This is a genomic window from Vibrio fujianensis (genome assembly GCF_002749895.1).
GTDB lineage: Bacteria > Pseudomonadota > Gammaproteobacteria > Enterobacterales > Vibrionaceae > Vibrio > Vibrio fujianensis.
In genome coordinates, this window is sequence record NZ_NBUS01000043.1 from 310,320 (window position 1) to 322,352 (window position 12,033).

The 12,033-nt window shown below is 44.4% G+C and carries 10 protein-coding genes; 5 read left to right on the forward strand and 5 right to left on the reverse strand.

Annotated elements, in window-relative coordinates; all coding sequences use genetic code 11:
• Window positions 1-565 (forward strand): MFS transporter (locus B7C60_RS19160; protein WP_245869337.1); only part of this gene is annotated, 565 nt, incomplete at its 5' end.
• Between the two features lie 42 nt (window positions 566-607).
• Here the strand turns inward: B7C60_RS19160 and B7C60_RS12205 are convergent.
• From B7C60_RS12205 to rdgC, 3 genes are all read right to left on the reverse strand, one after another.
• Window positions 608-862: a YfhL family 4Fe-4S dicluster ferredoxin gene (locus B7C60_RS12205; protein WP_099611877.1), complete on the reverse strand. Its 255-nt coding sequence runs from the start codon at window positions 860-862 to the stop codon at window positions 608-610.
• Window positions 863-864: 2 nt separating this feature from the next.
• Window positions 865-2,265, reverse strand: a complete 1,401-nt coding sequence (trhP, locus tag B7C60_RS12210; protein WP_099612033.1) for a prephenate-dependent tRNA uridine(34) hydroxylase TrhP — start codon at window positions 2,263-2,265, stop codon at window positions 865-867.
• Between the two features lie 174 nt (window positions 2,266-2,439).
• The gene (rdgC, locus tag B7C60_RS12215) at window positions 2,440-3,354 is read right to left on the reverse strand and encodes a recombination-associated protein RdgC (RefSeq protein ID WP_099611878.1); all 915 of its coding nucleotides are present in this window, start codon (window positions 3,352-3,354) and stop codon (window positions 2,440-2,442) included.
• 216 nt (window positions 3,355-3,570) lie between these two features.
• Between rdgC and phoB the strand changes: the two genes are divergently transcribed.
• Genes phoB through B7C60_RS12230 form a run of 3 tightly spaced genes read left to right on the forward strand, consistent with a single transcriptional unit; the run spans window position 3,571 to window position 6,530 of the window.
• On the forward strand, window positions 3,571-4,260 hold the full coding sequence (gene phoB / locus B7C60_RS12220; RefSeq protein WP_099612034.1) for a phosphate regulon transcriptional regulator PhoB: 690 nt from the start codon (window positions 3,571-3,573) through the stop codon (window positions 4,258-4,260).
• Between the two features lie 21 nt (window positions 4,261-4,281).
• Complete coding sequence (gene phoR, locus B7C60_RS12225; protein WP_099611879.1) at window positions 4,282-5,580, forward strand: phosphate regulon sensor histidine kinase PhoR; 1,299 nt, start codon at window positions 4,282-4,284, stop codon at window positions 5,578-5,580.
• Complete coding sequence (locus B7C60_RS12230) at window positions 5,577-6,530, forward strand: PstS family phosphate ABC transporter substrate-binding protein (RefSeq protein WP_099611880.1); 954 nt, start codon at window positions 5,577-5,579, stop codon at window positions 6,528-6,530. The genes phoR and B7C60_RS12230 overlap by 4 nt, the downstream gene beginning before the upstream one ends.
• Before the next feature lie 19 nt (window positions 6,531-6,549).
• Here B7C60_RS12230 and ppx read toward each other — a convergent pair whose 3' ends face one another.
• Window positions 6,550-8,073, reverse strand: a complete 1,524-nt coding sequence (ppx, locus tag B7C60_RS12235; protein WP_099611881.1) for an exopolyphosphatase — start codon at window positions 8,071-8,073, stop codon at window positions 6,550-6,552.
• Entirely contained in the window at window positions 8,051-10,159 is a 2,109-nt protein-coding gene (gene ppk1, locus B7C60_RS12240; RefSeq protein ID WP_099611882.1) for a polyphosphate kinase 1, read from the reverse strand. The genes ppx and ppk1 overlap by 23 nt, the downstream gene beginning before the upstream one ends.
• A gap of 373 nt (window positions 10,160-10,532) precedes the next feature.
• Here ppk1 and B7C60_RS12250 point away from each other — a divergent pair.
• A partial coding sequence (locus B7C60_RS12250) for a phosphate ABC transporter permease (RefSeq protein ID WP_245869340.1) occupies window positions 10,533-12,033 on the forward strand: 1,501 nt, incomplete at its 3' end.

The window sequence follows — 12,033 nt, forward strand, 5'->3', positions numbered from 1 at the left end:
CCTACCTATTTTTTTACAAGTTGGGCTAGGGGTGAATGCCGCGAGAGCGGGGCTACTGTTAATGCCACTTTCTGCAGGAATAATCAGTGGTTCTTATATCACAGGCAAAACCATTGCCTACACGGGAGTACCGAAGTGGTTACCTGTGGTGGGGATGTCGATCACTGGTTTGGGCTTTTTTCTGCTCGCCATGATAGATCCTACACCTTATTGGGTTAGTGGACTGGCATGTTGTTGTGGGCTGGGGCTAGGTTCGGTGATGCCTTCAACGCAAGTGCTGATTCAAACCCTCGCTGGCAGAGAGAGTTTAGGACGAATCACTTCAATGGCAGCCCTGTCACGTTCACTGGGGGCATCAGTAGGAACGGCGGTATTTGGCAGTTTGATTTACTCACAAATCCCCGGTTTTAATGCACAAAGTTCGTTGCAAACATTATTAGATACCCCACAATCGGTGATTATTCACGCTTTTCAAACGGGGTATTTATTGGCGGCAGGTTTGGCATTTTTATGTGTGCTGAATGCGCTGCGTGCACCGCACATTCAATTGGATGATTATAGTTAGCTGGATAAAATAAACCCCAGAACGTTATGTCTGGGGCTTTTATTAAGCAAGGCCTTGAATCACGACGAATTTTTCTAATAGCTGTTCTTCGGTTTCAATATGCTCGGGGTCAGTGATAATGCAATTGGTGATAGGACAAACCGATTGACACGTTGGCTTGTCGTAATGCCCTTTGCATTCAGTACATAAATCGGGGTTGATCTGATAAAGATCATCCCCCATCGAAATCGCATGGTTTGGGCATTCCGGTTCACACATGTCACAATTAGTGCATTTGGCTGTGATCAAAAGCGCCATAATTATTTACCTGTTGGATTACGCGTATCTTGACCGACGTTTAAGTTGCGCATCAGTAGAGCATAGTCAAGGTTCAAATCGTCTGGTACCGGAATAAACACAAAGTGACCGTTACCTTTTGCATCATCAATAGATTCGGCTTTACGGTTTTCCATACTTTCAAGGGTAAAGACGACATTGCCTTTCGGTGTCATCAATTCTAGGCTATCACCGACGCAGAATTTGTTCTTCACTTCAACTTCAGCCAGGTGGCCACGACGTTTTCCGGTAAACTCACCGACAAACTGTTGGCTGTCAGAGACCGAGTAACCATAGTCGTAATTTTGATAAGCATCATGGGTATGGCGGCGCAAGAAACCTTCGGTATAACCGCGATGCGCTAAGCTCTCAAGGGTTCCCATTAAACTTTCATCAAATGGTTTGCCGGCTACCGCATCATCAATCGCTTTGCGATACACTTGCGCCGTCCGAGCGCAGTAGTAGAACGACTTGGTACGGCCTTCAATTTTTAAAGAATGCACGCCCATTTGAGTTAAGCGCTCAACGTGTTGTACTGCGCGTAAGTCTTTCGAGTTCATGATGTAAGTACCATGTTCATCTTCATAGGCGGCCATTTTTTCATCTGGACGATGGCTTTCTGAAAGCAGAACCACTTCATCACTTGGCTTACCTAACCCAATGGTATTGTCTGGGCGTTCGCTCTGCACTTCAATCGGTTGAGCCGCGTTGGGATCGAATTGTTCAACAATTTGTCCAGTCTCATCTTCTTTGCCTTGCTCAACTTTGTATTCCCAACGGCAAGCATTGGTGCAAGTGCCTTGGTTTGGATCGCGTTTATTGATGTAACCCGAAAGAAGGCAGCGACCAGAATAGGCCATGCACAGTGCGCCATGAACAAAAATTTCGATCTCCATCTCTGGGCATTTTTCACGAATCTCTTCAATTTCTTCTAAAGAGAGTTCACGCGATAAAATCACCCGTTCAACCCCTTGAGTTGACCAAAATTTCACGGTTGCCCAGTTGACGGCATTGGCTTGTACCGAGAGGTGAATCGCCATTTCTGGGAAGGCTTCTCTAACCATCATAATCAGGCCGGGATCAGACATAATTAATGCATCTGGGCCCATATCAATGACCGGCTTTAAGTCACGAATAAAGGTTTTTAATTTGGAGTTATGGGGCTGAATATTACATACCACATAGAACTTCTTACCTTGAGCATGCGCTTCGTTAATGCCGATTTGTAGGTTTTCGTGGTTAAATTCGTTATTACGCACCCGTAAGCTATAGCGAGGCTGGCCCGCATAGACGGCATCAGCACCATAGGCAAAGGCATAACGCATATTTTTAAGGCTACCCGCTGGTGACAGTAGCTCTGGAACGAAGGGGGTTTTTATACTCATCATTTGTTTCTCAATCTGATCTCAAGTCAGGCCAATACCACCTGATGGTATTGGAAAAGGCGCAAATTTTACGCTAAAAAGCATAGCCTGACTATAGTTCGCGAGAGAAAGCGAGCGAATAAAGAAAAATCATCACAAAGGAGAGGCTCTTGGTTGCAAGAGCCTGAATTGACATTAAGCGTCAGCGTGAGGAAGCCCGCCGAGTACGTCAAATAAATTAGGAAGAAATACCGAAAATTCACCACACATTAATGAGAAATCGGCATCAAAGCGAGCGGCTTGATCGTCTCTGGGGATATCTTCATTTTGATCTTTCAGCTCATCACTGAAGGCTAAGCGTTTTAAGCTACAGTCGTCTGCTAGAATAAAGCTAATTCTATCTTGCCAGTTGAGCGCAAGTTTAGTGACTACTTTGTTGGCCTGAATATGGCTGAGGATCTCATCACTCGATAGCTCTTGTTTCTTACAACGAATGGTCGCACCATCATCAAGAATGGATTTTAGCTCAGCTTCATCAAGTAAGTTAAAGCCCTGTGGCAAGTTGCCTTCTTTAACCCATTGAGTCATGGTGGTTTCCACCGCAACTTCAGGGATCGCAGGCACCACCGGTAAACTGCCCATGGTTTTACGCAGTAGTGCTAGCACGTCTTCGGCTTTTTTATAACTACTCGCATCAACGAGAACTAGGCCCGCTTTAGGCATAATTAAAACGTACGTATAGTGGCTACGGCTAAACGCTCGCGGCAGCAGATCGATGACGATCTCTTCTTTTAAGTTGTCTTTTTCTTTTTTCTTCAGTGGGCGGCCTTCTTCGACCTCCAGACTTTCAACTTTGGCACTTAACGACTCTTTGATCACCGATGCGGGTAACATTTTTTCTTCTTTTTTCGCACAGATCAAAATGCGATCTTCACTAACATGGGTCATCATGTCGCCATGTTTACCCAGTGCATGGACCCAGCCAAATTTTTGTTTATCTTGGCTGGAGCAGGGGGTAAAACGAAACTCGGCCAGTTGCTGTTCCAGTTGATCGGCATTGAACTGGATATCACGATTCACACGATAAACCATACAGTTTTTAAACCACATATTACCCTTCTTTCTCTTGTTGAAAATTTTGTCATCATAGGGGATTTTCAACTTAAAGTCTTACCGAATTGTGAAAAAACCACAGAGGATTGGTTTTGTGTCACATGGAACTGAATTGGTGACGTTTATATTAAAATTTGTTTGCAATGGTCACAAAAGTGTCATAAATATTTCCCATAATGCATAATGTTGATTAATAACAAAGGTTATTTAATTATGTCGAGAAGGATTCTGGTGGTTGAAGACGAAGCGCCGATTCGTGAAATGCTGTGCTTTGTTCTTGAACAAAAAGGCTATCAGGCGGTGGAAGCAGAAGATTACGATACCGCGGTCAGTAAATTAGCCGAACCGTTTCCAGACCTTGTGCTGCTTGACTGGATGTTACCGGGGGGCAGCGGTATAAACTTTATTAAACACATGAAGCGAGAAGAGCTTACCCGAAATATTCCGGTTGTGATGTTAACGGCGCGTGGTGAAGAAGAAGATAAAGTTCGTGGTTTGGAAGTGGGCGCAGATGATTACATCACCAAACCTTTTTCACCTAAAGAGCTTGTGGCTCGGTTAAAAGCGGTCATTCGCCGAGTTACGCCAACGGCGTTGGAAGAGGTGATTGATGTGCAAGGGCTGAAGTTAGATCCGGTTTCGCATCGGGTGACCGCCAATGATCAGCCGTTGGAGATGGGGCCAACAGAATTTAAGATGCTACACTTTTTTATGACCCACCAAGAGCGGGTGTATAGCCGTGAGCAATTGCTGAATAACATCTGGGGCACGAATGTCTATGTGGAAGATAGAACGGTCGATGTGCATATTCGGCGTTTACGTAAAGCGTTGGAAGAGGCGGGGCACGATAAACTGATTCAAACGGTACGTGGCGCAGGTTATCGTTTTTCAATAAAAGCTTAATAAGATCAACGATGGAGTATTATGGTTGAGCGTTTGACTTGGAAGAAGCTGGCTTGGGAGCTGGCTTTTTTTTATCTGCCTTGGGTGGTGGTCGGGTGGTTTTTTGGCCATATGCCTTGGTTGCTGCTGGCGGCAACAGTGTTGCAACTGGTTTGGCATTTGCACAACCAAGTGCGTTTTTCTGCTTGGTTATGGGATGAGAAGCGCTTAACCCCTCCCTCGGGGTCTGGTAACTGGGAATCGCTGTTTAATGGCATTTACCGTTTGCAGCAACGTCAGCGCAAAAAACGCAAAGAACTCACCAATTTAATTCGTCGTTTTCGCAATGGGGCTGAATCATTACCTGATGCCGTGGTGGTTTTTCGTTCGGAAGGCAATATTGTGTGGTGTAACCGCTTAGCGCAGTATCTGCTTGGCTTTCGTTGGCCAGATGATGCAGGGCAGCCAATCACCAACTTGATTCGTACGCCCGATTTCATTAAATATTTAACAAAAGATGACTTTTCTGAACCGCTGACTATGCGTTCTCCCCTTAATGTCGAGCGATCACTTGAATTGCGTATTGTCCCTTATACCGAAGGAGAACATTTGATGGTGGTGCGTGATGTGACTCAGTTAAAGCAATTAGAGGGCATGCGGCGCAACTTTTTTGCTAACGTTTCTCATGAATTACGCACGCCGATGACGGTTTTGCAAGGGTATTTGGAGATGACCGAAGATCCCGATTTACTGGTTGGGCCGATGTGGACTAAAGCGCATGGTGTGATGACTGAACAGTTGAATCGAATGTCGAGTTTGGTGAATCAATTGCTGACTTTATCGAAAATAGAAGCTTCGCCCATTCATGAATTAGATCAAGTGGTCGATGTGCCTACGATGCTCGAAGTGCTGGAAAAAGAAGCGGTAAGTTTAAGTGGAGAGCATGCTCACAAGATTCATTTTGTGGTCGACAAGCAATTAAAAGTATTGGCAGATGACGATCAGCTACGCAGTGCGATATCTAACTTAGTGTATAACGCGGTGAAATATACCCCACCGGGTGCTGAAATCAATGTGCGCTGGTTTGAAAGTTCACAGGGGGCTTGTCTTGAAGTGCAAGACACGGGTGAAGGTATTGAGCCACAACATTTGCACCGCTTAACTGAGCGTTTTTATCGGGTCGATAAAGCACGTTCTCGTGATACCGGAGGCAGTGGCTTAGGGTTGGCAATTGTGAAGCATGCATTATCTCACCATGATTCGCATTTAGATATTCACAGTGAAGTGGGGGTCGGAAGCCGTTTTTCTTTTGTTTTACCGAAGCGCTTGGTGGTGCGATGAGATTGGGTCGATTACTGATATTGGTTTTTTTGAGCCTGCAAACTAGTCTGGGGTATGGTCAGGAGCTGACTAGCTATCAGAAAACAAGCGGGGTTGCTGGGAGTTTACTGTCGGTCGGATCTGATACTTTAGCGGGGGTGATGACCTTATGGGTAGAAGAGTTTAATCGGTTATATCCGAATGTTAATGCGCAAGTACAAGCCTCCGGATCCTCTACCGCGCCCCCTGCATTAACCGAAGGAACGGCACAATTTGGCCCCATGAGCCGCCCAATGCGAAATCGAGAAATTGAGGCGTTTGAGCGAGCCTACGGATACCAACCGACCGAGTTACGGGTGGCCATTGACGCGGTGGGTCTATTTGTTCATCGTGATAATCCAATCGAAGGGCTTAACTTTGCTCAGCTTGACCGTATTTTTTCCAGTACCTTACGCTGTGGTGCGAGTCAATCGGTAGAAAATTGGTCACAGTTAGGGCTTTCTTTTCCTTGGGCTAAGCGTCGTATGCAACTATTTGGACGTAATTCAGTGTCTGGAACCTACGGCTACTTTAAACAACAAGCTTTGTGTGGTGGGGATTTTAAAGCAAATGTGAATGAGCAACCCGGTTCGGCATCGGTTGTGCAGGCGGTGGCTTCATCGATCAATACACTTGGTTATTCAGGCGTTGGATATCGCGTTTCTGGCGTGAGGTTAATTCCTGTTGCTCGGCAGGGGCGTGACTATGTTGATCCGACGCTCGATAATATTTTATCCGGTCGTTATCCGCTCTCACGTTACTTGTATGTGTATATTAATAAGCATCCAGCACGCCCTTTAACCCCAGTTGAACGTGAATTTATTCGTTTTATTTTTTCCAAACAAGGGCAAGCATTAGTCAGTAAAGATGGTTACTTACCGATTTCTGCTCAGTTGGCTGAACAAGAGTTGGCGAAAGTCGGTATTAAGTAGTCGGTGTGCTGTTGCTCCTTTAAAAGGTTAGAGTCCAGCCAACGTGACGCCAATATGCCTGCTCACAAATTAGATCGGCGTGCAGAAGTTTATTGTTTTCTAACCAGTGGTTTTCAGTGCTGGATAACTGCCATTCACCATCGTCAACAATTAAATGCAGATCCGGGAGTGGATCATCATTTCGCTGACCATTAACCACAATGGCTAAACGTAAAACCTGAATTAAGCCAATAATATGATTTTTCTTAAATAAGCTAAACTCACTCATTTCTCCCAATTTGAGCGCTTTACGTTGAAAACGGGCTAGCGTAGCGAGTACACGTTGTTGCTCACTATTAAACCCAGGCATATTGGTGTGCTGTAAGATATAAGCTGAGTGGCGGTGAAACGCTTGTAAATTGATGCTTAACCCGACTTCATGCAACAAGGCTGCCCATTCCAAAAGAGAAAATAGCTCACTGTTATGTTTTAAGCCTAAACTCTCGCTCACTTGAGCGAGAAACTCTTTGGCATAGCCTTTGACTTTAGCGGCATGCTCTAAGTCGACTAGGTGTTTGCTGGCAAGATGTTCGGTGGTACGAAGCCGGATATCGGTGTATTTAAAGCGCTCTTCCATTTCATACAGTAGGCCTTCGCGCAATGCGCCATCGGAAAAATTCATTGCTTTCATGTTCAAGGCGCTAAAAATGGCGGTTAAGATAGCAACCCCTGCGGCAAATACCGGTTTTCTATCCTCGGTGAGGCCTTCCAATTGAATTTCATCAATATGGTGCCACTCACATAGTTTATCGGTCAGTTTATTTAATCGTTGCTGGGTGATGACGCCATCTTCGGCACCTAACCCGGCCAACACTTCATTGATGGCTTTGATGGTTCCTGATGAGCCAAACGCGACTTGCCAGCCTTTTTTGCGGTATTTACTGGCGATAGATTCGAGTTTTTGCTCTGCGGCTAGAATCGCTTGAGCAAATTTTTTCTTGGAAAGCTTACCATTGGTAAAAAAACGCTCGGTATAGCTGACACACCCCATTTGTTTACTATTGACTAACTCTGCTTCAAAGCCCTTTCCTATCACCAGCTCTGTGCTTCCTCCACCAATATCTATGACTAACATTGAGTCAGCTTGGGGTTGAGTATGGGCGACACCGAGATAAATCAGGCGAGCTTCTTCACTACCAGGGATGATTTCGATCGGGAATGGGATCACATCACGGGCACGCTGTAAAAAAAGGTGTGCGTTATTGGCTTGGCGAAGCGTATGGGTTGCAGCAATGCGTACATTATCAGAAGTAAAGCCTTGCAGGCGTTCAGCAAACATGGCTAAACACTCAAGCCCTCGCTCCATGGCAGCATGATCTAAGTTTTTTTGTTCATCGAGGCCAGCGGCTAAACGAACACGTTGTTTATGGCGACTGATCAGTTGCAAATCTTGCTCGACGACTTTTGCGACCACCATATGAAAACTATTTGAGCCTAGATCAATCGCAGCGATTTCACGGCTTGTTGGTGGTTCTAAGACGTTATCTAGTGGTGCTGTATTCATGCTGCTCTAGGTGTCCTTTGCTTTTGCGCGTCTCTCTTTCTATCTGTTTAAGATAGTCATAAATTGCTAATTGTGAGCGAATTTTCTTACGATTGCCCCGTTTGACATAGCGATTGCTCATTTCTTTGTCGATAACGCGAGCTTTTACCGTATCGGTAAACTGGATATTGAGGATATCGATAATTCGCTGTTTTAAGCGAGCATCTCGCACTGGAGCGGTCACCTCGATTCTATGATCGAGGTTACGCGTCATCCAGTCAGCGGATGAAATATAGACTAATGGATTCCCCTCGTTGTGAGTAATGAGCACTCGCGGGTGTTCTAAGAAGCGATCAACAATACTGATGATAGAGATGTTATCACTGACACCCGTGACACCGGGAACGAGTGAACACATTCCTCGAATAATCATTTTAATGTGAACACCAGAGCTACTTGCACCATACAGTTTATTGATCAATCCCTTATCGACTAAGTTATTCACTTTAATGATAATTTCGGCTTTTTTGCCTTGTTTAGCATTGGCGATTTCGGCATCAATTAATCGATACAACTGCGTTCGGCTATTGCGTGGAGAAACTAACAAATGGTTAAATTTAACTGGGCGAAATGGATTTTCAATATAACCAAAGACGTTACGGACTTCAGTGGTGAGTTCTTTATCTGCGGTAAGTAGCGAGAAGTCAGTATAAATACGTGCGGTTTTTTCATGAAAATTTCCGGTGCCAATATGGGCGTAGCGGATGAGTTCTTTCTCTTCCCGACGAGTAATCAACAGTAATTTAGCGTGAATTTTCATCCCTGGGACACCAAAGATGACGTTAACTCCTGCTTCTGTGAGTACGCGAGACCACTCAATATTGGCTTCTTCATCAAACCGAGCTTGTAGTTCGACCACCACCACGACGCGTTTTCCATTATGTACGGCATCAATTAATGAGTTCATTAATCGTGAATCTTTTGCGACGCGATAAATATTAATTTTTATGCTGATGACCTTCGGGTCAAAGGAGGCTTGCCGCACGAGTTCAGTGATGTGTTCAAAGGTATGATAAGGGTAGTGCAGTAAAATATCTTGCGCTCGAATTGCATCAAAGGCATTGAGATACCCATCGAAATCGGCACATTTTAGCGGCGGTAAAGGGCGGTTTTCTAGGTAGTCACGTCCGACATTCGGGAAGGCAATGAAGTCTTTAAAGTTATGGTAGCGACCACCGGGTAATAGACTATCATAATGGGATATTTTCAGTTTTTCACATAGGAAGTTGAGCATCGCCTGTGGCATTTCTCGCTCATAGACAAAGCGCACAGGCATGGCGGTTAAGCGTTGGCTTAACCCTTCGGAAAGCTGCTCTAATAAACTGTATTCGACTTCTCGACTTAAATCGTACTCCGCATCACGAGTCATTTTCATCGCATAGCCCGCGAGGGTATCGTAGTCGAAAAAACCACGGAAAATGTCGTCTAAACAGTAGCGGATGATATTATCTAATAAAATAATCGTTTTGCGCCCTTTGCCTTTTTGCTCGGGTACCATAACAAAACGAGGCAGATGATCGGTCGGGATTTCAATAAGCGCATAGCTTGAGTGTTCACCTTTTTTAAGGTCCACAGCAATATAGGCGTATTCATCTTTTAGAAATTGTAAAACATCAATATCGTCGCGCATCAGCAAAGGCGTAATATGAGGTAGTACCTGTTTATAAAAATATTTACTGATCCACCGTTGTTGAACACTATCGAGCTGGGTTTCATTGACTAAAAAAATTCGTCGCCGAGCCATTTCGAGAATGATGTCATTATAGAGGTTGTCAAAGTCTTGATTGAGTTTAAAGGCTTTATTTTGCATCCGTGTTAACAAATGCTTTGAGGTGTCTTTCACCCCTTGTTCTCGGTGGATTAAAATGCGCCTTTTAACATCTGAGAAACGTACCTTGTAAAATTCATCTAAGTTATTGGAGAATATGCCTAAAAACCGAATTCTTTCGACTAAAGGAACGCTTTTATCTGCGGCTTCTTGTAAGACGCGTTCATTAAACGAGAGCCAACTTAACTCTTTATCGATATACAGCTTTTCCGTGCTCATTCATCTTGTCCTTCACGACGGTTCGTTACTTTTATTTTATGCAAACTAAGTAAGTTATATGACACATTTATTGCAAAACACGTTAGTATGTAGAGTTGTTTTATTTTCAGTCGGTTATTGTGATCTGTAATATAATTGTCACGTATTTGAAATAGAATTTTGTTGTTAAACCGCAATGATATCCCAGCAACTTGGCGTTGCAGGTTGGTGACAAGTGAGCCAATTGCCATAAGCGAGATAATGAAGCAATGGAAGAACATGAACGTCGCTAACCGCTTTAGCTGCAAGTCCAAAAGGTGTCATCCATGATTGCCCCTAAACGTGTGTCACTCTGGTGTTTAGCCAGTGAAATAAAAAAGGATTGATGATATTCATGGCTTACGTCGAATTCTCATTACAAGAACGCGATCGTAAACGGTTGATTAAAGACCGTATGATTCGCTTCGCTGTAACGTGTGGCGGTGTCAGTGTATTAGGGGCGTTGATCTTAATTTTTGTCTATCTAGCCTTGGTGGCGCTACCTTTGTTTGGTGACGCAAAGCTTCAGCCGAATGTTGCTCGACAGGCGCTGGCTAATATTGAACCTCAAATCTTAGCGATTGATGATTACGGTGAGCATTTTTTTGTCGTTGGTCAACAAGGGCAAAGCCAATTTTGGTCACTGCAGCCATCAAACGAGCCGGTTTGGGCGCAAACCTTACCGTTTACTCCGCAATGGATTGTGCCGGGAAACCCTCAAGAAGGTTGGTTTTTAACCGTAGACAGTCAGTATCAACCTCAAATTGCTCGTCCTCTTTTCCATTATTCGGTCGAAAAACAAGGGCGAAGATTTACTCCTCAACTTGAGTTTCGAGCGATTCCTGAAGGGATGACTGTTGCACCCACCGAGCAGAAGATTCGTTTATTGAGTTTTGCGGTAACACAAGCGAATACCTATTTTGCAAGTTATCTCAGTGATGGCCGAGTGATGGTTCGTTCGGTGTCAGCAGGCTCAACGTTAGTTCAAGAAGCCGTATTAGCGCAGCGTTACTCACATCTTGATCAGTTAATGATGACTCCGGACGGAAAAACACTGTATCTACGCCAGGGCGCTTTATTATCGGTTATTCAACAAGAAGGGCCACATTATCGATTACGTGAACAGGTGGATCTGAGTCAAGCTCAAACGGAGCTTACCGTGTCAACGATGACCTTGTTATCCGGTGCTTATTCGTTATTGGTTACTTATGATAATGGCTTGGTGAGTCAATGGTTTGATGTATTAGAGAATGGAAAAAGGGCGTTAACATCGATTCGTCATTTTGATTTAGCTCCTCATATCCAGTTGCTGCTACCGGACACCAACCGCAAAGGGTTTTATACCTTTTATCCTAATGGCACACTGCAGAGCCATTATACAACCAGTGAAAAATTGGTGTTATTTGAGCGTGTATTACCACAGGCTCCTCGCCTTGCCGCGATGTCAAATAACGAGCGTTATTTGATCATGTTTAGTTCAGGAAGTGTACAAGTTGCCAAAGTTGATAATCCTCATCCGGAAATTTCGTTTCATTCGTTATGGCGTAAAGTTTGGTATGAAAGTTATCCTGAGCCTGAGTTTATTTGGCAATCCACTTCAGCCGATAATGATTTTGAAGCCAAATTAAGCTTGGTGCCAATTGCTTTTGGCACACTAAAAGCCGCTTTTTATGCGATGCTTTTTGCGGTGCCGATTGCGGTATTGGCTGCTATTTATACCGCATATTTTATGGCACCGTCTATGCGCCGTGTGGTCAAGCCGACGATTGAACTGATGGAAGCATTACCCACCGTGATCATCGGTTTTTTAGCGGGGTTATGGCTTGCACCTATTATTGAAAACCATCTGACAGCGG

Coding starts and splice junctions, on each gene's coding strand:
- rdgC (WP_099611878.1), bottom strand. CDS start 3,354: ATGTGGTTTAAAAACTGTATGGTTTATCGTGTGAATCGTGATATCCAG.
- phoR (WP_099611879.1), top strand. CDS start 4,282: ATGGTTGAGCGTTTGACTTGGAAGAAGCTGGCTTGGGAGCTGGCTTTT.
- phoB (WP_099612034.1), top strand. CDS start 3,571: ATGTCGAGAAGGATTCTGGTGGTTGAAGACGAAGCGCCGATTCGTGAA.
- trhP (WP_099612033.1), bottom strand. CDS start 2,265: ATGAGTATAAAAACCCCCTTCGTTCCAGAGCTACTGTCACCAGCGGGT.
- ppk1 (WP_099611882.1), bottom strand. CDS start 10,159: ATGAGCACGGAAAAGCTGTATATCGATAAAGAGTTAAGTTGGCTCTCG.
- B7C60_RS12230 (WP_099611880.1), top strand. CDS start 5,577: ATGAGATTGGGTCGATTACTGATATTGGTTTTTTTGAGCCTGCAAACT.
- ppx (WP_099611881.1), bottom strand. CDS start 8,073: ATGAATACAGCACCACTAGATAACGTCTTAGAACCACCAACAAGCCGT.
- B7C60_RS12205 (WP_099611877.1), bottom strand. CDS start 862: ATGGCGCTTTTGATCACAGCCAAATGCACTAATTGTGACATGTGTGAA.